This is a genomic window from Streptomyces sp. NPDC047974 (assembly GCF_040653375.1).
Classification (GTDB): Bacteria; Actinomycetota; Actinomycetes; order Streptomycetales; family Streptomycetaceae; genus Streptomyces.
This window is the reverse complement of sequence record NZ_JBEZNU010000005.1, coordinates 182,188-204,229: the sequence shown is the minus strand read 5'-3', so window position 1 is coordinate 204,229 and position 22,042 is coordinate 182,188. Positions and strand designations below refer to the sequence as shown.

The window sequence follows — 22,042 nt, the reverse complement described above, 5'->3', positions numbered from 1 at the left end:
GGTGACGCGGGCGGGTGCTACAGGCCGCCGGTGTACAGCAGCTTGTCGGGGGTGTTGTTGCTGAGGTTGGTCAGGAGTCCCTTGGTGGAGTTGCCGTCCAGCCACTGGCTCACCTCGGCCGGGCCGGCGGTCGGGTGCTGCGCCTTGTAGAGCGCGGCGACCCCGGCCACGTGCGGGGCGGCCATGGACGTGCCGTTCAGGGCGACGGAACCGCCGCCGAGCTTCGCCGACACGATGTCCTGGCCGGGCGCGAAGATTTCGACGCACCGGCCGTGGTTCGAGAAGGACGTCTCCTCGTCCCAGACGTTGGACGCGGCGACGGTGACCGTGCCGGCCGCGGACGCGGGCGAGACGTCGCAGGCGTCCTTCGCGGAGTTGCCCGCCGCGATGACGGGCAGGACGCCCGCCGAGTACAGGGCGGTGGCGGCGTTGTTGACGGCGACGGACTTGTCGCCGCCCAGCGAGCCGTTCAGGACCGCGGGCTGCTTGGCGTTCTTGGCCACCCAGTCCATCCCCGCGATGATCCCCGAGTACGGTCCGCGGGAGTCGCAGCCCAGCACCCGCACGCTCACCAGGCCGGCCTTGCGGGCGACGCCGTACGTCTTCCCGGCGACGGTGCCCGCCACATGCGTTCCGTGTCCGTTGCAGTCCTGCCCGGCCCGTCCGTCGCCCATGGCGTCGAAGCCGAACGAGGCCCGGCCGCCGAACTCGTCGTGCGCGTAAGTCGATCCCCGTGTCGAGGATGTACGCGGTCACGCCGGCGCCGCTGCCGAGCGTGGTGAAGTCGTTGTCGAGCGGCAGGTTCCACTGGTTGATCCGGTCGAGCCCCCAGGTGGCGGCCGGTCCGCGGGTACCCGCTGGCGTGACGGGCTGCGGCGGGGCGAGGGCCACCGCGTCCTCCTCGACGGACGCCACCCCGGGCGTCTTCCTGACGAGGTCCAGCTGGACCGCGGTCAGCGGCACCGCGAAGCCGTTCAGCGCCTTCTCGTAGACGAACGTGGGCTTGAGCCCCAGCTTCGCCGCCGCATCGGCCGCGTCGACCGTCTCGTCGAGGGTCACGATGTACTTGCCGGGCACCGCGTTGGCGGCGGTGAGGAGCGGCGCCGGAGTCGGATCGGGCACGGCGCCGGTCCCCACGGCGGTGGCGGCCGGTCCGGTCAGGGCCACGGCGGCGACGATGCCGCTCGCCAGAGCGAGTCTGGTACGTGTGTTCATGCCGGGAGGGCACCACGCGGAAACGATCACGGGCCAGTACATTCCCGAGGATTCCAACGGATGCCACACAGATCACCGCAATGCGCTCCGCCGAAGCGGTGCCCCCGGTGAGCGCGGGCCGGGGTAGCGTCCGAGTGATCATCCCGGCGGAACCGAAGCCCCGAAGGAACACCGATGACGGACGACGACCCCAGGTCCTTACCGGCCGCGCCCGCTCCCCGGGCGGCGCGGCTCTTCCTGGCGACGGCGGCCGCCGTCGCCGCGCTCGGCTACACCGCGACGGAGGCGTTGAACGCCGGCATGAAGCCCGACGGCGCGGGAACCGGCGTGGTGGTCTCCCCGGCCCCGAGCCTCCCGCCACAGGTCTGCGCCGACGCGACGGCCGACTTCACGGCATGCGGCCCGGAGAGCCTCACCTGCGAGCAGCTGGCCCTCTACCGCAGGGCCCTCCCGCGGCCGGCTCCGGACGACCCCCTCCTGAGAACGACTCTCTGCGCCGACGGCACCCCGAACGACGAACCCCGGGAGGGACGGGCTCAGCCGGACGCGGATCCGGACTAGGGAGCGGACGCGGGCCGGGTCGTGGTGAGCAGACCGATCTTGTCGATCCGGTGCTCGGGATTCCCCTGGGCGTCCCGCCAGAAGTTGCCCGCCGCGTCGTCCTCCGGGGTCGCGCAGGTGGACAACGTGATCATGGCCTGGGTGGGCCGCTCGCCCGGTTCCCCCGGGACCGCGGCACGCTGCTCGGCGAGGGACCGCTCGGAGCGGAAGGAGGTGGTGCGGGTCTCGACGATCCGGTACGTGTACGTGTCGCCTCCGGCGGTGACGTGCACCAGGTCGCCGACCTCGACCTCGGGCAGATCACGGAGCGGCCCCCCGGCTGAGAGCCGGTGCGCCGTCACCTGGTAATTGCCGATGTCGCCGGGCCCGACGCCGCCCCGGTCCCCGTACGGGCTGGCCGCGACGCCCCGGTCCTGTATGCGGGTGCCCGCCCGGTCGTCGGTCTTCCCCTCGTACGGCACGACCCGCAGGTCCGCCACCCCGATCGAAGGGATGTCGATCTCGGCGGCCCGCGGCCGGGGGCTGGGACTCGGCGAAGCGCCGAAGGGCGCGGGCTCGCCCGCCTCGGCGACACGCGCGGGCGGGGGAGCGGCGACGCCGTCGGACGTGGCGGCGGAGGCGCACCCCGCGAGCAGCACGAGGACTCCCGCAACGGCGGCGGAGGCGGCAACGACGGCACGGCGCGTACGGCCCATGGCCCCACAACAACGGACCGGCACCGCCTATTCCCGCCCTCACCGGGGCAGACGGAGGGCGGGAGGGGGCGGACCGCGTCAGCCCGTGACGGACTCCGCGATCCGCAGGGCGGCCTGGGCGGGGGTGAGGTGGGTGGTGTCGACGACCTCGGCCTCGGCGTGCAGCCACGAGTCCGCCGCTTCGGCGTAGGGCTCCAGGTACTGGAGGCGGAACGGGGAGTCGGGGCCGGTGACGGTGTCGCCCGCGATGCGCGAGCGGAGGGTGTCCCGGTCGGCATGGAGGACGAAGTGCCGGACCGGAATCCCGTGCCCGGCGAGGCCCGCGCCGATCTCGCGCCAGTACTGCTCGTACAGGACCGTCATGGGCATCACCAGGGTGCCGCCGGTGTAGTCGAGGACGTGCCGTGCGGTCTCCACCACGAGCGGCCGCCACGGCGGCCAGTGCTGGAAGTTGCTCGTCGTCGGCAGCCCCGGGCTGATGTCCATGAGCGTCTCGCCGACCTTCTCGGCGTCGAACACCCGTGAGTCCGGGATCAGTTGCTGCACGAGCGCGGCGGTCGTCGTCTTGCCCACGCCGTGGGTGCCGTTGATCCATACGATCGTCATGGGCTCCGAGGTTAGCGCCGCGCGCTCACCGGCACGGCGGGCCGCTCCGGTACGGCCCTCGTCCGACCGGCGTCCCCGCCGCGCCGCTCCCGCACGCCGGCCCTACGGTGGCCCCATGAGCGACCCGGAGAAGAACAAGGCCACGGCCAAGGCGTTCTACGACCTGATGTTCAACGAGTGCCGCCCCGCCGAGGCCGTCGACCGGTACGTGGGGGACACGTACATCCAGCACAACCCGCACGTCGGCGACGGCAAGCAGGCGTTCGTCGACTACTTCGAGCGCATGGCCGCCGAGTACCCGGGCAAGCGCGTCGAGTACCGGCGGGCCTTCGCCGAGGGCGACCACGTCGTCCTGCACTGCCACCAGACCTGGCCGGGCGACGAGGAGTACGCCGGCATCGACATCTTCCGCTTCGACGCCGACGGCAGGATCGTCGAGCACTGGGACGTCCTCCAGGTCGTCCCGCCCACCTCCGAGAACGACAACACGATGTTCTGAGCGGGACGCGGGACGCGGGACCGGGACCCGGGACCGGTACCCGGGATCGCCCCGCGCCGTTCGGAGGGGCCGCGTCGGAGATGCGGCCGCACACCCGCGACCTCGGCGTTTCGGCCACGCCGGGTCTCCGCCCCGACCCGCGCCCCGCGCGGATCGATGTACAGGGAACGAACTCTCCTTCGCCTGCTGACGGGGTTCGAACGCCGTCCGAATCGGATGTGCACGACCCGGGATGTCACCTCGTTGAGCCGACCGACACCCCGACCCGCAGGCATGGAGGACGTGTTGCACTCCCAGATCCTCGCTTCTCTCCTTCTTCCCGCCCCACCCGCCCCACCCGCCCCACCCGCCCGCCCGGCAGCCACGGAAGCCACGGACCCGAGGCGGTTCGCATGACCGAGCACCCCCACCGGAAACCGGCTCCCGACAGCTCCGTCCCCCCACCGCGCACGCCGACCCTCGGCCGGCCGCCGTCGGCCGCCGTCGACGGCGACGGCACGGACATCACCGAGGGGATGGAGGAGGCCTACTGGTCCGTCCACGACGGAGCCGTGGCGACCGCGACCGTCCGCCAGATCCTCGGCGGGCTGCCCCGGACGACCCGCCGGATCGGTCTGCTCGCCTGGCGGGCGGACCCGCGTGCCACCCTGGCCGCCGTCGCCTGCCAGCTCGCCTCCGCCGCCATGACCGCCTTCGGGCTCCTCGCCTCCGTGGGCGTGCTGCAGGCGCTGTTCGCGGAGGGGCCGACACCCGAGCGCGTCCGTGCCGCCGCCCTCCAGGTCCTCCTCGTCGCCGGTCTGCTCGCCCTGCGGGCCCTGCTGGAGGCCGGCGTCGGGATGGCCCAGGCACGGGTGACCCCGAAGATCCGGACCGCGCTGGAGAAGGAGTTCCTCCGGCTGACGGCGCACGTACGCCTTGAGGCGGTGGAGGACGCCGACTGGCACGACGAGGTGTTCCGCGCCTACGACCGCGGCCTCTTCTACGCCCGCGAGCTCATCGGACAGGTCGTCGCGCTCGCCTCGGCCGCGCTCGGCCTGGCCGGCACCATCGGTGTCCTCGGACTCCTGCATCCGGCCCTGCTGCCGCTGATGCTGCTGTCCGTGCTGCCCGTCGGCATCGCCGCGATCCGCAGCGCACGCGCCCGGTACCACTCCTTCAAGCGGTGGAACGCCCTGCAGCGCCGCGTCCGCGTCTTCACCTGGCTGCTGCTCGACCAGGACGCCGCCGCGGAGGTGCGCTCCGACACCGTGCAGGCGGCCCTGCTGGACGAGCACGACCGGCTGATCACCCGCATCGCCGAGGAGGACACGCGCCTGCGCACCCAGGCGGCCTGGCTGCACCTGACGGGCCGCGGGGTCGGCGGACTGGGCACCGCGGTCACGTACGGCGCGCTCACCGCCATGCTGATCGCCGGCTGGCTGCCCCTCGCCGCCGGCGCGAGTGCCGTGCTGGCCGTGCAGAGCGGCCAGGCCGCGCTGACCCGGCTCGTCGACGTGGCCCACCTGGTGTACGAGCACGCCCTGTGGGTCGCGGACCTCGAAGCCGTACTCGAACGCTGCCGCGGCCTGCAGATGCGCGGCGGCACCCTCCGGGCTCCCGAGCGCGTGGCGACGATCGAGCTGGACGACGTGTCGTTCACGTACGCGGGGAAGCCCGAACCCGCCCTCACCGGAGTGTCGATGACCCTCAGGGCGGGGGAGACCGTCGCCTTCGTCGGGTCCAACGGCGGCGGAAAGACCACGGCCTCCAAGCTCCTCGCCGGGCTCCACGAGGCGCAGGGCGGCACGATCCGCTGGGACGGCGTCGACGTACGGGCCATGGACGCCCGGTCGCTCCAGCGGCAGGTCGCCTTCGTCCTCCAGGAGCCCGTACGGTTCCCCTTCAGCGCCCTGGCCAACATCACCGCCTCCACCGGAAGCCTCACCGAGGCCGACCCGGACCGCGCCCTGGCCGCCGCGCGCGCCTCCGGCGCCGACCAGGTCATCGCCCGCCTGCCCGAACAGTGGAGCACGCTGCTCTCCAAGCGGTTCCGTAGCGGCCAGGACCTCTCCGGCGGCCAGTGGGCCAAGATGGCCGTGGCCCGGGGCCTCTACAAGGACGCCCCGCTGTTCCTCCTCGACGAACCGACCGCGAGCATGGACCCGCCGTCCGAACACGCCGTGTACGAGGCGGTCCTCCGCGGGCGCCTGCGCGAGGACCGGATCACCGTCCTCATTTCGCACCGCCTGGCCAGCGTCGTCGACTGCGACCGGATCTACGTCTTCGACGCCGGCAGGGTCGTGGAGGAGGGCACCCACGCCGAACTCATGGCGCACGACGGCCTCTACGCCCGCATGTTCACCCTCCAGGCCGCCGCCTACCAGGCCTCCGGCGCGCCCGACACCGACGCCGCGCCCCGCTAGGGACCGACGGCACGCAGGAGAGGAGCCGGTCGGCCTCGGCACCCGAGGCCGACCGGCTCCGCCGCCCCGGACCGGAACGGAGCAGGGCGAGGCCCCGTCCGTCGTCCCGCGCAACGCCGCTGCACCACCGGTGATCACGCGGCTAGGGTGCCTGGCATGGACACCGTAACCCTGCGTGGCGTCACCCTCCACTACGACGACTTCGGGCCGTCGGCCGGACTGCCGGTCCTGCTGGTCCACGGGCACCCCTTCGACCGCACCCTGTGGGCACCCCAGGTCACGGCACTGACCGAAGCCGGCTACCGGGTCGTCACCCCCGACCTGCGCGGCTACGGCAGCAGCGGCGTCACCCCCGGGCAGGTGCTCCTCTCGGACTTCGCCGATGACCTCGCCGCGCTCCTCGACCACCTGGGCATCGAGCGGGCGGTGGTCGGCGGCGTCTCCATGGGCGGTCAGATCGCCATGGAGTTCCACCATCGCCACCCTCGACGCGTGCGTGCCCTCGTCCTGTCCGACACCTCGGCCTCCGCCGAGACCGACGAGGGCAAGGACGCCCGCAACCGCCTCGCCGACCGGCTCCTCGCCGAGGGGATGGCCGGCTACGCGGACGAGGTGATCGACAAGATGCTCGCCGCGTACAACGTGACCGCGATGCCGCGCGTCGCCGAGCGCGTCCTGGCGATGATGCGCGCCACCGACCCCCGTGGCGCGGCCGCGGCGCTGCGCGGCCGGGCCGAACGCCGCGACTACCGTGACACGCTGCCCGCCGTCCGCGAGCCGGTGCTGATCATCGTCGGAGCGGACGACGTCTACACCCCCGTCGCGGCCGCCGAGACGATCCACCACCTCGTCCCCCAGGCCGTCCTGACGGTCGTCGACGGCGCCGGCCACCTCCCGGGCGCCGAGCAGCCCGACCGCTTCAACGCGGCGTTGCTGGACTTCCTCGACACGCGGGTGAAAGCCCGGGACTGAACCGCACCCGCTCGGCGACGCACCCCGCGCGGGACCCGTCCGCGGCCGTTCCCGGAACGACCACCGAACCGATGTCCGCGAGCCCTACCCGATTGGGCGACTGTGCTCCCGCCCACCAGAGGCCAAGATCATCTGGTGAGTTCTTCCCTGACGCGCCGCGCGTGCGCCGTAGCCCTGCTCCTGACCTCGACCCTGGCCCCCGCCGTGGCCGCCGCCGCCCAACCGGGCGACCCCGGCCGGGGGTTGGGGCGAGCCGTGCAGGCCCGCCTGCTCGGCGAAAAGACCGTTCCCCACAAGCTGGCCTTCGAGGACACCACGGTCGGTGGCCTGTCCGGTGTCGACCGCAACCCCTGCACCGGCGAGTACGTGTTCATCAGCGACGACCGTTCGAACCTCCAGCCCGCCCGTTTCTACACGGCGAAGCTGGACGTGGACGCCGGTGGCGTGCACGCCGTCGACTTCACCGGCACCCACCCCTTCCGCCAGCCCGACGGCTCGGTCTACCCGGCCCCGGCCGTGGGCGACGGCAAGGCCGTCGACCCGGAGGAGATCAGGGTCGACCCGCGCGGCTGCGACTACTGGTGGGCGCAGGAGGGCGACCGGCCCAAGGCGGTCGGCCCGCTGGTCGTCCAGCCGTCCATCCAGTACGCCTCCGCCACCGGCGACTACACCGGACGGCTGCGGCTGCCGGCGAACTACGCGATCACGATGGACGAGCGCGGCCCGCGCCAGAACCAGGCGATCGAGGCGATCACCTTCGGCTCCCAGGGCAAGGTGGTGACCAGCGCGATCGAGGGCCCGCTCCTGCAGGACGGCCCGCCGCCGGACCTGGACAACGGGGCGCTGGTCCGCGTCACGCAGCAGAACCGCGGTGGGCGGGTGCTCGGGCAGTTCGCCTACCTGCTGGAGAAGATCTTCGCCGAGAACGACCCGAACAGCCCCTGGGGCCCGGACACCGGCGTCCCCTCCATCCTGGCCTTCCCGGACCAGCCCGGCCGCTACCTCGTGCTCGAACGCACCTGGGTCGCCGGCGCGGGCTACAAGATCCGCCTCTTCGACGCCACCACGCGCGGGGCGACCGACGTCCGCGCGATGGACTCGCTGGCCGGGCAGACCGTGACGCCGATGCGCAAGAGGCTCGTCGCGGACTTCGAGACCCTCGGCCTCTCCGCCGTCGACAACACCGAGGGCATGACGTGGGGCCCGGACCTGCCTTCCGGCGAGCGCCTGCTGATCCTCGTCAGCGACGACAACTTCGCCGAGGACGCGATCACGCAGGTCGTGGCACTCGGCCTCCGCTGACATGAGGAAGGGTGCCCGACCGGGGCAGGTCCCGGATCAGGCACCCTTCTCCGTCCGTGCGTTCGGGTTCAGCCGGTGCCGGGGGGCGCCGCGCGGCCGGCGCGCTCGGCCTTCGCGTACTGCTCCAGAAGCGCGCCGTAGGTGGTGGAGGGGACCGCCGGGCCGCTGTCGCGCAGGACGTCCCGGAAGGCGCGGGTGGCATGGGTGAGGTCGTGGGCGGGGCCCAGGACACGGAGGCAGTCGTCGAGCAGGGCGGCGAAGGCGGCGAGGCCGTCGGCCGGGGCCCGGTCGCGTCGGGTCCGCACCTCGGCCAGGCAGCCACGGGCCAGGAGCGTGAGGAGGTGGTCCGGGCCGGTGATCCGCAGGGCGACCGACACCAGGTCCTCGTACACGGCGGCCGACCCGGTGAAGTCCTCGCTGTCCGCGAGCAGCTTGGCGTAGGTGCCGCGGACGGGCACGACCTCGAGGTGGTCGCGTGGCATGAGGCGCTCGTAGTCGAGGAGCAGCTCGCGGCACGCCTCGGCCGCCCCTGCCGGGTCGCCCGCCTCCGCCCGGCAATCGAGCAGGCGGGCGCGTACCTCCAGCGTGCGCGGATGGTCGGCGCCCAGGACGCGCGTATGATCCGCGATCAGTTCTCGATAGACCGGGATCATCGTGTCCGCCTCCGCGTCCTCGGCGCGGCGGTCGGCGAGGACGGTGCGCAGCCGGAGGGTGTCCGGGTGGTCCGGACCCAGTACCCGGCCGTGGACGGTGATCAGGTCCTCGTACGCCGTGAGGGCCGAGGCGGTGTCGCCGGTCGCGTGCAGCTTCGCGGCGAGCAGCTCACGGGTGCGCAGGGTCTCCGGATGGTGCGGGCCCAGGACCCGGGCCATGTCCTCCCGCAGGACGCGGAGGTCGGCGACGGCCCGGGCGTGGTCGCCCGCCTCGCCGCGCCAGTCGGCGAGTTGCGCGCGGGTCGTCAGGGTCAGGGGGTGCTCGGGGCCGAGGGCCCGCCGGCAGTCGGCGAGCAGGACGGCGACCGCATCGGCTGTCCGCCCCGGGTCGCCGATCGCGCCCTGGATACCGAGGAGACTGCCGCGGAAGAAGAGCACCTGCGGGTGGTCGGAGCCCCAGATGGCAGTCAGCGAGGTGATCATCTCCTCGACGGCCTCGGCCGCGGTGGCCGGATCGCTCTCCGCCAGACCGTGCTGCCACATCTGGAGCAGGCCGCGGTGGCCGATGACGAAGGGGTGGTCGGGTCCGAAGGCCTGCTCCAGCAGGCGGGTGGCCTCGTCGATGCCGGTCGGCGCCGCGCTCGCGTCTCCTGCCTGGCTGCGGAGCAGCCCCAGGGAGAAGCGGGCGTGGGCGACGTCGAAGTGGTGCGGGCCCAGGACCCGCACGGCGTCGTCGATCATGTCGGACAGCTCGGCGGCGGCCCCGGCCGGGTCTCCGGCGGCGGCGCGCCAGTGGGCCAGATCGTGCCGCACCACCAGGGTGCGGTGGTCGTCGCGCCCGAACGCCGCCAGGTGCTGGTCCAGCAGCTCCCCGAACCGGTCGCGGGCCCCGGCGGGATCACCCGCCTCTCCTCGCAGCTGCGCGAGTGTCCTGCGTACGTCCAGGGTCATGTCGTCGAGGGGCCCGAGGTGCGATCGGCAGTCGTCGAGCAGCTCCTCGTACAGGGCGGCGGCGTACCGCGCGTCTCCCGCGTCGACGTGCAGGGACGCGATGCGGGCACGGACCGAGAGGGTGCGGCGGTGGTGCGGGCCGTCGACGCGCCGGTGGTCGACGAGCAGTTCCTCGTAGTCGGCCAGCGCACCGGCCGGGTCGCCTCCGAGGGCCCGGGTCTCGGCGAGGTCGCCGCGGGCGCGGAGGGTGAAGTAGTCGTCCCGTCCGACGAGTCGGTCGCAGTCCTCGGCGAGTTCCGTGTACGCGGCCACGGCCTCCGCGGGGCTGGCGATGTACTTCAGGAAGCCGAGGGCGTTGCCGCGGCAGGCGAGGGTACGGCGCGAGGCGGCGCCGTACTTCCGCGTCGAGGTCGCCGCGAGGTCCCGGTAGTGGTCGTCGGAGGCCCGGTACAGGCCCGCACGGCCGAGGCTCTGGCCCAGGCGGAGCAGGACCTCGTGCACGTCGTCGTCCGTCCACAGCAGGTGTTCGTCGTGCGAGCGCAGGGCCTCGGTGTTGGCGCGAAGCCGCTGGCCGACGGCGAAGTCGCGTTCCGTCTCCGGCCACGCGTCGAGCAGGGCGTCGGCCGCCACCCGGACGGTGTGGGCGAGCACGTCCGGCGGCAGGTCCTCCCGCACGGTGCGCTGCACCAGCCCGTGGATCCGGACGGGCTGGTGCGGCGCGTAGGTGACCAGGCTGAGCCGGTGCAGGGCGCGCAGCGCGCCCTCGGCGTCCTCGGCCGTGGCGTGGACGGGCGGCCGCGCGTCCTGGGGGAGGTGGCGGGTGAGGTGGGCGAGGACGGGCCGGTTGGTGAGGACGTCGGCGGGGATGCCGTTGGGGTCGAGCATGGCGGCGAGGCGGAGCATGGGGCGGGCCAGTCCGGCGGGGCGGAGCCGGTCGGCGTGTTCGATGGACAGGGACCAGGCAGCCGTCACCGTCACGGCCTGGTCGTCGGGCAGGGCGCCGGGCTCGGGGAGCAGGTCGGCCAGTCTCCTGCGCCGGTCGTCCAGGAGTCGGCGGTAGCGGGCGCAGGAGACGTCGGTGTCGACGAGGTACGCGGCGGCCTGGGCCAGCGCGAGCGGCAGGTGGCCCAGGTCGGCGGCGAGGCCGGCGATCTGGTCGGGCGGTTCGTGACGGTCGTGCGCGGCGAGTACGGCGGTGAGGTAGACGGCCGCGTCCTCGGGAGTGAACAGGCCCACGGTCACCGGACGACGGCCGGCCCCGGTCAGGGCGGCCTCGCGGCGACGCGTGGTGACCAGGACACGGCCGTGCGGGCTGGCGGGCGGCCACCAGCCCCGCACGTCGGCCGGATCCACGACGTCGTCCAGGACGACGAGCCACCGGCACGGCTTCTGACCGGCCTTCGGCTCCAGCCAGGCCAGGAACGCCCGCGCGCACTGCTCGGGGTCGCCGGGATCGGCGGCGAGCACCTCCGCACCCGCCTGCGCGTAGCCGGCGGTGATCGCCGAGCGGCTGCTCGCGCTGATCCACACGAGGACGTCGACCCCGCCGCCGTCCCAGGTGGTCCGGGCGTAGTCGGCGGCCAGCTGCGTCTTGCCCACCCCGCCGGTCCCGGTCAGGACCTGGCCGATCACCGCGGTTCCGCCGCTGTCGACCGCGGCCCGCAACGCGTCGACCTCGGCCCGGTGCTGGAACGAGAGGGCGCGGGGCGGGATCACGCCGACCTGGTGGGGCCAGGCGGCCGGTGCGCGGGGCGCGGCGTAGTGGTGGACCTGTCCGACGTGGCCGAAGGCGCTGCCGCCGTGGTCGGCGTGGACGCCGCCGACGTGGTGGGCCGGCGCGGCCGCGCCGGGACCGGGTGCGCTCAGTCCTGGTGCGAACCCGGCCGGGAAGGGTTTCCCAGCGTCACGTTCCCCATGACCAGGGCGGCGGCGGACGAGTGGTCGGCCTGGACGAGCACGTTCCCGCCCACGGCCACCCCGCCCTGCCCGGCCGACACGCCGCCGTCGAGGGAGGCCGGCCGCGTCCGCAGGGCGGTCAGCTCGTCCACGACCGCGTCCCGCTCGGCGTCCTCCAGACCTTCGAGCAGCGCCTGGATCCGGCCCTGCCACGCCGCCTCCTGACGGATGCGCACCCGCTCGACCTCGGCCGGCGCCGCAGTCTCCAGCTCGCCCGCGGTCCGGTCGAGGCGCTCCAGTTCGGCGTGTTCACGCTCCGGGTTCCCCCGGCCGAACCAACGCGCCACCTGCCCGCGCACCCCTGTCCACGCGTCCGTGCCCGCGGCCTGCACCACCGCGGTGCCCCCGGCCGCGGCCAGCGCCGTCATCGCCTCCGCCAGCATGCTCGCCCTCCCGTGAACGACCGGTCCGGATCGGGGCACGCACCACACCCGCGCCCTCGGCCCCTCACTCCATCAGATACGCGCCGCCGCTGTCCTCGGTTCCGCCAAGAGACCGCCTCACCCCCCTGTCGCGTCCCTCATTCCTTGCGCTCCGCGGCGAGTTCGGTGTTGAGCGCCTGGAGGAAGGAGGCGATCGTCGTGAGCTCGGCGGGGGTGAACGTGCCGCGTGCCGTCTCGGTGGCCCGTGCGAGCGGGCTGAAGTACTCGCGCGCCAGAGCGCGGGCCTCGGAGTTGTAGACGACGTGGACGACCCTGCGGTCCGCGCTGTCGCGCACGCGGCTGATGTGTCCCGAGCGTTCCAGCCGGTCGAGGCAGGCGGTGACGGCCCCGGACGTCAGGCCCAGTTCTTCCCTGAGGCGCGTGGGGGTGACGGGCGCTTCGGCGCCGGCGGAGGAATCCATGATGACGGAGAGGGCGTGGATGTCCGTGGCGTGCAGCCCGTGCTCGTGGGCGAAGTCCAGGGTGCTCCGGTTCAGCTCCCGATGGAGCGTGCGCAGCAGGACGGCGTACGCGAACAGGTCGCTGGGCTGGTCGGAGGCGTCGGGCGAAGGTGGCTGCATAGGTCAAGTATAAGATTACTCAATCATTGAGATACATTCTCGTTGAGATGTCATGACCGACCCTCTCTCTGTCCCCGCTCTCCGTTAGGGAGTCGATGAACAGCGTGCGCCGACCAGTCCGCTGGCTGGTCCCCCTCGTCCTCGTGGCCGTCTGGCTCGGCCTCGGAGGAGCCTTCGGCTCCTACGCGGGCAAGCTCGGCGAGGTCTCCACGAACGACCAGGCGGCCTTCCTGCCCCAGAACGCCGAGTCCACGAAGGTGATCACGCAGCAGAAGGCCTTCAGCCGGCCGGAGATCCCCGTCATCGTCGTCTGGACCGCGCGCGACGGCGCCGACGTGTCGGAGGCCCAGCAGCGGGCGGCCACCGCCGCCCTGGGGTCGCTGGCGGACACCGAAGGCGTCGCCGGGGCGCCCTCGCCGGCCTTCCGCTCCGAGGACGGCAAGGCCCTGCAGGGCGTCGTGCCCCTCGCACCCGACCTGGGGGACCGGCTCGAAGAAGTGCTCGGCGAGGTCGACCGCGCGGCGGCCGAGGTGCCGGACACCCGGGCCCGACTCGCCGGGCCCGCGGCGACCCAGGCGGATCTGGGCGCGGCGTTCGCGGGAATCGACGGGCTCCTGCTCGGCGTGGCGCTGGTCGCCGTCCTGCTCATCCTGCTGCTCGTCTACCGCAGCGTCCTTCTGCCCTTCCTGATCATCATCAGCGCGGTCTTCGCGCTCGGAGTCGCCGGCGCGATCGTGTACGTACTCGCCGACCACGACGTCGTACGTGTCGACGGCCAGGTCCAGGGCATCCTGTCCATCCTGGTCATCGGCGCCGCCACCGACTACGCGCTGCTGCTCACGGCCCGCTTCCGGGAGGAGTTGGCCGCCGGCGGTGACCGTGTCACCGCCGCGTGGGCCGCCACCCGGGGATCCTTCGGCGCCGTCACCGCCAGCGCCGCGACCGTCGCCCTGGGCCTCCTGGCCCTCCTCTTCAGCGATCTGACCAACAACAAGGCGCTCGGACCCGTCGGGGCGATCGGCGTCGTCTGCGCCGTCCTCACGACACTGACGTTCCTGCCCGCGGTCCTGGCCCTCATGGGCAGGACCGCGTTCTGGCCGGCCAGGCCGAAGTCGGCCGACGCCGGGACGGGCGGTCACGGCATCTGGCGGCGCGTCGCCCACTGGGTCGACACCCGCCCCCGACAGCTGTGGATCGTCACCACCGGCGTCCTCCTGGCGGGCGCGGCGTTCTTCCCCGCCCTGCAGTCGAAGGGCGTGCCGCTCGACGAACTCTTCGTCAACGACGCCCCGTCCGTCGCCGCCCAGCAGACGCTGGGCCGGCACTTCCCCGGCGGCTCCGGCCAGCCCGCGGTCATCATCACCGAAGCGGTGAGCATGAACGCGGTGCGGCAGGCGGCGGCCGAGACACCCGGAGTGGCCGACGCGCAGGTGACCACCCGTACCCCCGGCGGGCAGCCGCTGGTCGTCGACGGCAAGGTCCGCATCGACGCCACCCTGGCCGACGCCCCCGACAGCGACGCGGCCAAGCGGACCGTCCAGGGCCTGCGCGAGCGCGTACACGCCACCGACGCCGAGGCCCTGGTCGGCGGCTACACGGCACAGCAGTACGACACGCAGCGCACCGCGGAGCACGACAAGAACCTGATCATCCCCGTCGTCCTCGCCATCATCCTCGTCATCCTGATCGTGCTCCTCCGGTCGCTGCTCCTGCCGCTCCTCCTCGTCGCCACCGTCGGTCTGAACTACCTGGCGACGCTCGGCATCGCGGGGCTGGTCTTCGAGCACGGCTTCGGCTTCTCCGGTACGGACGCCTCCGTACCCCTGTACGGATTCGTGTTCCTGGTGGCCCTCGGGGTCGACTACAACATCTTCCTGATGTCCCGGGTGCGCGAGGAGACCCTGCGGCTGGGTACCCGGCAGGGCATGCTGCGCGGGCTGATCGCCACCGGCGGTGTGATCACCTCGGCGGGAGTGGTTCTCGCGGCGACCTTCGCGGCGCTCCTCGTCATCCCGCTCGCCTTCCTGGCGCAGATCGCCTTCATCGTCGCCTTCGGCGTCCTCCTCGACACGATCGTGGTGCGGTCGCTCCTGGTGCCCGCTCTGGTGCGCGACATCGGTCCGAAGGTCTGGTGGCCCAGCCGGCTCGCCAGGGAGGGCGTCCCGGGGGCGGACACGGACGTATGAAATCCCTGGTCAGGACTCACTCTCCGGAGTGATCCGCAGGCCCGTGGGCTTGTGACCGGCCTGTCATGATCGCTATCAAGATCACATCAGATGCGCTGATCACCCTTTTTGTGCGCATTCTCCTGTGTCGAAAGGCTCCTTCATGGCCACTCGCCGATCCCTGCTGTCGTCCCTCGGCTCCGTCGCCCTCGCCACGGCGCTGCTCCTCGCCCCCGCGCTGTCCGCGGAGGCGGCGGCACCCGCCGCGTGCAAGGGCGCCGCCTGTACCGGGAAGAACCCCCAGCAGGAGGGGTGCGGCTCCGGCGCGACCGTGCTCAAGCGGATCAAGCCGGCCGGTGGCGGTCCGGAGGTCCAGCTGCGGACGTCCACGCGCTGCAGCGCCTCGTGGGCCCGCATCCAGAAGGCGAACAGCAGCTGGCGATTCAAGATCGAGATCAGGGGCGGGAGGTCGTACGTCGCCAACGCCTCGCCCTCCTACGAGGCGTACACGCAGATGGTGGGTTCGAGCAACGCCTACCGGGCCTGTGTCGAGGAGTACGACGGGCAGGGCGGAAGCTGGACCTGCACCCGCTGGTACTGAGTCACCTGCGCGGCCGGCCCTGTGGTCGTCGCGGTTCCCGGCGAGCGGCCGGCCGACCGCGACGACCGGGCGGGGGCTAGGGCCTGTCTCTTCGGTCAGCTTCGGTCCAGATCAGGATCGCGGTGAAGGTGGTGCGGCGCCCGTCAGTCCGTGTTCCCCGAACGGGAATCCGCTTGCCTGGACTGCCAGTCCATCCGCAGACTCGCGATCATGGTGTCTCACGCACGTGCCTTGGTCCTCGACCGCTTCCGGTGGATCGGCGGCCACGCCGACGTCTGGCAGATCTTCCGCGACCCCGGAGCGCTCGCCGCCGTGGTCCGCGGCCTGGCCGGGCCGTTCCGGGACGACGGAGTCACGGCCGTCTGCGGCATCGAGTCGCGGGGATTCCTGCTCGGCGCCGCAGCGGCTGTCGAGCTCGGCGTCGGCTTTGTCGCCGTACGCAAGGGCGAGGGGATCTTTCCGGGGGAGAAGGCCACCCGTCGTAGCGACCCCGACTACCGGGGCACTCGCCAGGAACTGCGTCTGCAGCGGGCGGCCGTGGGCCCCGGGGACCGGGTGTTGCTGGTCGACGACTGGATGGAGACGGGCAACCAGGCGTCGGCCGTGCGGTCAATGGTCGAAGAGTGCGGCGGGCAGTGGGCCGGCTGCTCCGTCGTCGTTGACCAGACGGCCCCGGCCCGGCGGGCGTACCTGGGCGTTCGCAGCATTGTCACCGCTGCCGAACTTCCGGCTTGGGACGGGTAGTCCTCACCCGTATCTGCTTGGCCGGTTGGTGAGTTGACTGGATGCGCCTGTCCGATGAGTGATCACTGATGCGATGTGGGACCGGATCGCGCCGCTGATGCCGGCCGATCCGGTTCGTGGGCGGCGGTGGGCCGGCCACCGCCGCACACTTGAGGCAATCGCATGGAAGTACCGCACCAGTTCGCCGTGGCGAGACCTCCCGGGCGAGCTCGGTCCTTTCCGGGCCGCTCACAAGTGCCTGATCGGATGGGCGGCCGATGGAACCTGGGAACGCATCCTCGCTGCCGTCCTCACTGCAGCCGATGCCGGCCCTTTGCCGTCCCAGCCGACCGTGCGTATTCCTCACGCGCCATCCGGACCCACCTGCGGCGGCGAGGCATCCGCGCTGTCATTCCACAGCCGTCCGACCAGGTTGGCCACCGCCTGAGGCGCGGCCGACTCGGTGGCCGTCCGCCCGGCTTCGACAGCGAGGCGTACAAACAGCGGAACAGCGTCGAGCGGTGCATCAACCACCTCAAGCAGTGGCGCGGCCTGGCCACACGAACAGACAAACTCGCGATCGCCTACCAGGCCGCCCCCGCCGCTCCCTGATCCGGCCCGATCCGGAAGAAACGGCCTACTCGATGCTCGTGTCGCCGAGGGTCTCCAGTACCCGGCGCAGGCCGTCGCCCGTCCTCTCGACGAGGTCGCGGTCGACGTCGGCGAGGAGCCGGCCGTAGTTGGCGAGGTGGTCGGCGAAGGCGGCGCGGGTGACGGCGTGGCCGTGGTCGGTGAGGCGGATCCTGACCGTGCGCCGGTCGCCGTCGTCGCGGATCCGCTCGACGAGGCCCTTGGCCTCCATCCGGTCGATGCGGTTGGTGATCGCGCCGGACGTGACCATGGCGGCCTTGAGGAGGGCTCCGGCGGTGAGGGCGTAGGGCGGGCCCGAGCGCTGGAGCGTGGTGAGCACGTCGAACTCGCCGTACTCCACGCCGTGAGCGGCCGCCGCCGCCTTGGCGGACTTCTCGACGACCCGGCTCAGGCGCTGGACGCGGGCGAACAACTCCACCGGCCACAGGTCTGCTTCCACGTCGGGGCGCTCCTCGGCCCACTGACGGACGATCGCGTCCACGGCGTCGCTCATCGGCGTACTCCTCTCAACGGACGTCATCTCGACGGACATCGTCTCAACGGGCATCTTCTCAACATTAAGAAGCTTGACGTTGAGCGACTCGGGCTGTTTTTATCTCAACGCTGAGATTATCAAGGTTGATTGACGGGAGTCCGCCGTGTCCCTGCTCGACCGCGCCCGACCGCGTCCCACCACCACCTCGCCGTCGGAGCCGCGCCCCGTACCCGCCCTCTGGCTCGCGTTACTCGCCACCCCGCTCGCCGCCGGCGCCAACAGCCCGGTCCTGATCCTCGACGACATCGCCGGCTCGTTCGGCGTCCCCACCGCCACGGCGACCTGGCTCGTCACGGTGTTCGCCTGGGCCATCGCCGTCGGCACCCCCTTGATGGCCGGGCTTCTGCGCCGCCGAGGCCTTCGTGCCGTCCTCCGGCTCAGCGCGACCCTGGTCGTGGCCGGCACCGTGGTCGTCGCCGCCCCCTGGCTGCCGCTGGCCATGGCCGGGCGCGCGGCGCAGGCGGTGGGCGGTGCCGGTCTGGTCACCGCGGCGATGAGCCTGGCCGGCACCGTCCGCCGGATGGGCGTCATCACGGCGGGATTCGGCGTGCTCGGCGCGGTCGGTCCCCTGCTCGGCTCGGTGCTCGCGGACGTCGCCGCCTGGCGCCTCTCCCTCGCTGTCGGAGCGGTCGCGCTCCTCGCCCTCCCTGCCGTCGTCCGCCGCGCAGACCTGGACCCACCGAAGGAGAGGACCCCGTTCGACGGCCGGGGTGCGGCCCTGCTCGTGCTGCTGGCCACGTCGGTCGTCCTCGTGCCCCGCTTCCCGCTTCCCGCCGTGACCGCCGCCCTCGCCGTGGGCGTGCTGCTCGCGCTGCACATCAGGGCCCGCCCCTCCGGCTTCGTCCCGCTGTCCCTGCTGCGCACCAGGGCGTTCCTCCTCTCCACCCTGCTCGCCTGCGCCTTCGCGACCTCGTACTTCACCCTCCTGTTCGCCGTCCCGCAGGTGCTGCGCGACCGCACGGACTGGTCGGCCTCCGCGATCGGCGTCGGTCAACTGGGCGCCCTGCTCGCCGGCTCCGTCCTCTCCATGGCGCTGGCCGTCGTCGCGCACCGGCTCGGCCGCACTCGCGTCCTGGCCATCCTGCTCACCGCCGGAGCCCTGGCCCCGCTCCTCGCGCTGCTCACCCCCTGGCCGGCGCTGCTCCTGCCCGTCGCGACCCTGGCCGTGTTCACGACCAGCGCGGGTCAGGCCACCCTGGCCGTGCTCGCCGTCCAGAGTGCGCCCACGCCCCAACGCCCCACGGCGCTCGGCCTGTTCAACCTCGGCTATCAACTCGGTGGCGCGTTCGGCCCCGCGATCGCGGCCTTGACCGTCCTCGGCGCCTGAGTGCCTCGCCCGTCGAACGGCCTCCCGCGCGGCACCGGCCCGCTCGGGAGGCCGGAGCGGGCCCGCGGGATGTGCGCGTCCCGCGGGAGGGTGCGGTGGGAGGCGTGAATGTCGTGGAGGGGATGCGGAGGCGGTTTTAAGAAACCTTGTTGAATAACGTCTCGTCACGGACGGGACTTGATTTGCTCCTGCCAAGCCGCACAAGGTTCTCTCGAACGTTTGACGCCCCACACGTCAACACGAGGAGAGATCTCCCTTCATGGCAACTCACAAGCGATCCCGCGGCCTTCGTCACGCAGCCATAGCCACAGGTGTGGCAGGCTCCGCCGCCGCGGCGCTCTTCGCCGCCAACCTCGCCGGCGCGTCCGCCCCCGCCGAGGGAACCGTGCACGGACTCGGCGCACCCGGCGCCGTCGACGGCAGCTTCGTCGTCATCCTCGACGCATCCGCGAACAAGGAAGCGCTGGCGAAGAAGTACGGTGGCACGCTCGACCGGGCCTACGGCTCGGAGGTCAACGGCTTCTCCGCCTCCGGTCTGACGGTCCAGGAGGCCAAGCGGCTCGCGGCCGACCCCGCCGTCGGAACGGTCGTCCAGAACAAGCGCTTCACCATCAACGAGACCCAGGAGAAGCCCCCGTCCTGGGGCCTCGACCGGATCGACCAGGCCGACACCGCCGGCGACGAGAAGTACACGTACCCCGACGGTGGCGGGGAGGGCGTGACGGCGTACGTCATCGACACCGGGGTCCGGGTCTCGCACCAGGACTTCGGCGGCCGGGCGACCCACGGCTTCGACGCCGTCGACAACGACGACTCGGCCGACGACGGAAACGGCCACGGCACCCACGTCGCCGGAACCATCGCCGGCACCTCCCACGGCGTCGCCAAGAAGGCGAAGATCGTGGCCGTCCGCGTCCTGGACGACAACGGCTCCGGCACCACCGAGCAGGTCGTCGCCGGCATCGACTGGGTAACGAAGAACCACACCGGCCCCTCCGTCGCCAACATGAGCCTCGGCGGCGGCGCCGACGAGGCGCTCGACGCGGCGGTCCAGCGCGCCATCGCCGCCGGCATCACCTTCGCCGTCGCCGCCGGCAACGAGTCCTCCGACGCCGGCCAGGGCTCGCCGTCCAGGGTCCCCGAAGCCCTCACCGTCGCGTCCAGCACGAAGGACGACGAGCAGTCGGACTTCTCGAACTTCGGCGCGGTGGTGGACGTCTACGCTCCGGGCTCCGAGATCACCTCGGCGTGGAACGGCAGTGACACCGAGGTCAAGACGATCTCCGGCACGTCCATGGCCGCACCCCACGTCGCCGGTGCCGCCGCCCTGTACCTGGCCGCCCATCCGGAGGCGACCCCGGCCGACACGGCCGCCGCCCTCACCGGAGCGGCCACGGCCGACGCCATCAAGAACCCCTCCGCCGGCACCGCCAACAAGCTCCTGAAGATCGCCCCCTGATCCACCCCGCTCCGGCTCCCGCCGCGTGACGGCCCCCCTTCTCCGGAAGGGGGGCCGTTCCGTCGTCTCCATGACAACCGTCTCCGTGGCGACCGTCTCCGTGGCAACCGTCTCCGTAGAGGCCGATTCCGTGACGACGGTCTCCGTGGCGACGAGTCTTTGTCCCGGGAGTGGAAGAAGTTGTGACGGTTTCCTGCTCAAGTAGTTCCCAGCTCGGAGGAGCGCTGCTACGTTCCTCTCGAAAGCCCGACGGATCGGCCGCCGCGGACAGGCAACCGGGCCCCCAGCCGGAGGCGGGGGAGGGGAGGGATTCGTGAGACGGATGACCGCTCGACCCGCCAACGTGCACCAGGCGCGACTGCTGCGCCTCCTGCGCGACGGAGGCCCCAACTCCCGTGCCCAACTGGGCGATCTGGTGGACCTGTCCCGTTCCAAGCTCGCGGTCGAGGTGGACCGGCTCCTCGAGACGGGGCTCGTCGTCGCGGACGGGCTCGCCGCCTCGCGCGGCGGACGCCGCTCGCACAACCTCCGGCTCGCCCCGGCGCTGCGCTTCCTGGGCGTCGACATCGGGGCCACCTCGATCGACGTCGCCGTCACCAACGCCGAACTGGAGGTCCTGGGACACCTGAACCAGCCCGTGGACGTCCGCGAAGGGCCCGTCGCCGTCTTCGAACGGGTCCTCGCCCTGGCGGACAAGCTGAAGGCGTCGGGTGTCGCGGAGGGGTTCGACGGTGCCGGCATCGGCGTCCCCGGTCCCGTCCGCTTCCCCGAGGGCGTGCCCGTCGCCCCGCCGATCATGCCCGGCTGGGACGGTTTCCCCGTCCGCGAGGCCCTCAGCCAGGACCTCGGCTGTCCGGTGATGGTCGACAACGACGTGAACCTCATGGCGATGGGGGAGCAGCACGCCGGCGTCGCCCGCTCCGTCGGCGACTACCTCTGCGTCAAGATCGGTACCGGTATCGGCTGCGGCATCGTGATCGGCGGTCAGGTCTACCGCGGTACGACGGGCAGCGCCGGCGACATCGGGCACATCCAGGTCCAGCCGGACGGACGGGCGTGCGCCTGCGGCAACCTGGGGTGCCTGGAGGCGCACTTCAGCGGCGCGGCGCTGGCCCGCGACGCGGAGGACGCGGCGCGCTCGGGCCGTTCGGCGCAGCTCGCCGCGCGGCTGGAGGAGACCGGGGAGCTCACCGCCGCGGACGTCTCGGCCGCCGCGGCGGCCGGGGACACCGTGGCCCTGGAGCTCATCCGCGAGGGCGGACAGCGCCTCGGCCAGGTCATCGCCGGGCTCGTCAGCTTCTTCAACCCGGGACTCGTCGTCATCGGCGGCGGTGTCACCGGGCTCGGCCACACCTTGCTGGCCAGCGTCCGCACCCAGGTCTACCGCCAGTCGCTGCCGCTCGCGACCGGCAATCTCCCCATCGTCCTCGGGGAGTTGGGGCCCACCGCCGGAGTGATCGGCGCGGCCCGCCTCATCAGCGATCACGTCTTCTCACCGGCCTGACCCCGGCCGGGCCCTCCCCGGCCCGGCCCCACCACTCCTCCGGCAGCGGCCACTTCCCGCGCGGAGGCAGCGCCACCGCACCACCGACCCACCGCACCACGCAACGGTCCCGTGGCTGTCAGCCATGCCCGCTCACCCCGCACGCGCCGGCACGTCCGAGGCCGTGGGGCCCTGAGCCCTTCGCCCGTGCCCTCCCATCCCACGCCGCTCACCGTGCCCCGCTTCGCCCTGCCCGCTCACGGCCGCATCCGCCGAGGGGATC

18 protein-coding genes and 3 pseudogenes are annotated in these 22,042 nt (G+C 72.6%); 13 read left to right on the top strand and 8 right to left on the bottom strand.

The annotated features are described in order from the left end of the window. Positions 1-17: 17 nt before the first annotated feature. Positions 18-674, bottom strand: a complete 657-nt coding sequence (locus tag AB0E19_RS10300) for a S8 family peptidase (RefSeq protein ID WP_362176260.1) — start codon at positions 672-674, stop codon at positions 18-20. Positions 675-939: 265 nt separating this feature from the next. Beyond that, positions 940-1,215, bottom strand: a pseudogene (locus tag AB0E19_RS10295) (S8 family peptidase); the annotation flags it as partial. Positions 1,216-1,389: 174 nt separating this feature from the next. Between AB0E19_RS10295 and AB0E19_RS10290 the strand changes: the two are divergent. After that, positions 1,390-1,776 carry a hypothetical protein gene (locus tag AB0E19_RS10290; protein WP_362176257.1) on the top strand — a complete coding sequence of 129 codons (387 nt, stop codon included), beginning with the start codon at positions 1,390-1,392 and terminating at the stop codon, positions 1,774-1,776. Here AB0E19_RS10290 and AB0E19_RS10285 read toward each other — a convergent pair. Further along, a complete protein-coding gene (locus AB0E19_RS10285; RefSeq protein WP_362176254.1) occupies positions 1,773-2,471 on the bottom strand; it encodes a class E sortase in 699 nt (232 codons plus the stop codon). The two genes, AB0E19_RS10290 and AB0E19_RS10285, sit on opposite strands and share 4 nt — an antisense overlap. A gap of 78 nt (positions 2,472-2,549) precedes the next feature. Further along, positions 2,550-3,077, bottom strand: coding sequence for an AAA family ATPase (locus AB0E19_RS10280; RefSeq protein ID WP_362176251.1), 528 nt, complete (start codon positions 3,075-3,077; stop codon positions 2,550-2,552). A 115-nt stretch (positions 3,078-3,192) separates the two neighbouring features. Here AB0E19_RS10280 and AB0E19_RS10275 point away from each other — a divergent pair, with 115 nt between their 5' ends. From AB0E19_RS10275 to AB0E19_RS10260, 4 genes are all read left to right on the top strand, one after another. Further along, entirely contained in the window at positions 3,193-3,576 is a 384-nt protein-coding gene (locus AB0E19_RS10275; RefSeq protein WP_362176248.1) for a nuclear transport factor 2 family protein, read from the top strand. A gap of 392 nt (positions 3,577-3,968) precedes the next feature. Continuing rightward, positions 3,969-5,978 (top strand): ABC transporter ATP-binding protein, encoded by a 2,010-nt coding sequence (locus AB0E19_RS10270; RefSeq protein ID WP_362176245.1) that lies wholly within the window; start codon positions 3,969-3,971, stop codon positions 5,976-5,978. Positions 5,979-6,134: 156 nt separating this feature from the next. Then, positions 6,135-6,950, top strand: a complete 816-nt coding sequence (locus AB0E19_RS10265; protein WP_362176242.1) for an alpha/beta fold hydrolase — start codon at positions 6,135-6,137, stop codon at positions 6,948-6,950. 135 nt (positions 6,951-7,085) lie between these two features. Then, on the top strand, positions 7,086-8,252 hold the full coding sequence (locus AB0E19_RS10260; RefSeq protein WP_362176239.1) for an esterase-like activity of phytase family protein: 1,167 nt from the start codon (positions 7,086-7,088) through the stop codon (positions 8,250-8,252). 68 nt (positions 8,253-8,320) lie between these two features. Here AB0E19_RS10260 and AB0E19_RS10255 read toward each other — a convergent pair whose 3' ends face one another. From AB0E19_RS10255 to AB0E19_RS10245, 3 genes are all read right to left on the bottom strand, one after another. Beyond that, positions 8,321-11,572 (bottom strand): tetratricopeptide repeat protein, encoded by a 3,252-nt coding sequence (locus tag AB0E19_RS10255; RefSeq protein ID WP_362176235.1) that lies wholly within the window; start codon positions 11,570-11,572, stop codon positions 8,321-8,323. Positions 11,573-11,718: 146 nt separating this feature from the next. Then, positions 11,719-12,195, bottom strand: a complete 477-nt coding sequence (locus AB0E19_RS10250; protein ID WP_362176232.1) for a hypothetical protein — start codon at positions 12,193-12,195, stop codon at positions 11,719-11,721. A 137-nt stretch (positions 12,196-12,332) separates the two neighbouring features. Further along, a complete protein-coding gene (locus tag AB0E19_RS10245) occupies positions 12,333-12,815 on the bottom strand; it encodes a MarR family winged helix-turn-helix transcriptional regulator (RefSeq protein ID WP_362176229.1) in 483 nt (160 codons plus the stop codon). 95 nt (positions 12,816-12,910) lie between these two features. Here AB0E19_RS10245 and AB0E19_RS10240 point away from each other — a divergent pair, with 95 nt between their 5' ends. The 5 genes and pseudogenes from AB0E19_RS10240 to AB0E19_RS10220 form a co-directional block, all read left to right on the top strand. After that, positions 12,911-15,001 (top strand): efflux RND transporter permease subunit, encoded by a 2,091-nt coding sequence (locus AB0E19_RS10240; protein WP_362176226.1) that lies wholly within the window; start codon positions 12,911-12,913, stop codon positions 14,999-15,001. 142 nt (positions 15,002-15,143) lie between these two features. Further along, positions 15,144-15,581, top strand: a complete 438-nt coding sequence (locus AB0E19_RS10235) for a DUF2690 domain-containing protein (RefSeq protein ID WP_362176223.1) — start codon at positions 15,144-15,146, stop codon at positions 15,579-15,581. A gap of 210 nt (positions 15,582-15,791) precedes the next feature. Beyond that, a complete protein-coding gene (locus AB0E19_RS10230; RefSeq protein WP_362176220.1) occupies positions 15,792-16,325 on the top strand; it encodes a phosphoribosyltransferase family protein in 534 nt (177 codons plus the stop codon). Positions 16,326-16,398: 73 nt separating this feature from the next. Then, positions 16,399-16,542, top strand: a pseudogene (locus AB0E19_RS10225) (transposase); the annotation flags it as partial. Positions 16,543-16,625: 83 nt separating this feature from the next. Further along, a pseudogene (locus AB0E19_RS10220) lies at positions 16,626-16,877 on the top strand (transposase); the annotation flags it as partial. A 64-nt stretch (positions 16,878-16,941) separates the two neighbouring features. Here the strand turns inward: AB0E19_RS10220 and AB0E19_RS10215 are convergent. Further along, on the bottom strand, positions 16,942-17,448 hold the full coding sequence (locus AB0E19_RS10215) for a MarR family transcriptional regulator (protein WP_362176217.1): 507 nt from the start codon (positions 17,446-17,448) through the stop codon (positions 16,942-16,944). Positions 17,449-17,593: 145 nt separating this feature from the next. On the opposite strand from AB0E19_RS10215, the gene AB0E19_RS10210 reads away from it, so the two are divergent. The 3 genes from AB0E19_RS10210 (at position 17,594) to AB0E19_RS10200 (ending at position 21,780) form a co-directional block, all read left to right on the top strand. After that, the gene (locus tag AB0E19_RS10210) at positions 17,594-18,817 is read left to right on the top strand and encodes an MFS transporter (RefSeq protein WP_362176214.1); all 1,224 of its coding nucleotides are present in this window, start codon (positions 17,594-17,596) and stop codon (positions 18,815-18,817) included. Between the two features lie 259 nt (positions 18,818-19,076). Beyond that, positions 19,077-20,276, top strand: coding sequence for a S8 family peptidase (locus AB0E19_RS10205; RefSeq protein WP_362176211.1), 1,200 nt, complete (start codon positions 19,077-19,079; stop codon positions 20,274-20,276). Positions 20,277-20,598: 322 nt separating this feature from the next. Further along, positions 20,599-21,780 carry an ROK family transcriptional regulator gene (locus tag AB0E19_RS10200; protein WP_362176208.1) on the top strand — a complete coding sequence of 394 codons (1,182 nt, stop codon included), beginning with the start codon at positions 20,599-20,601 and terminating at the stop codon, positions 21,778-21,780. Positions 21,781-22,042: the final 262 nt, after the last annotated feature.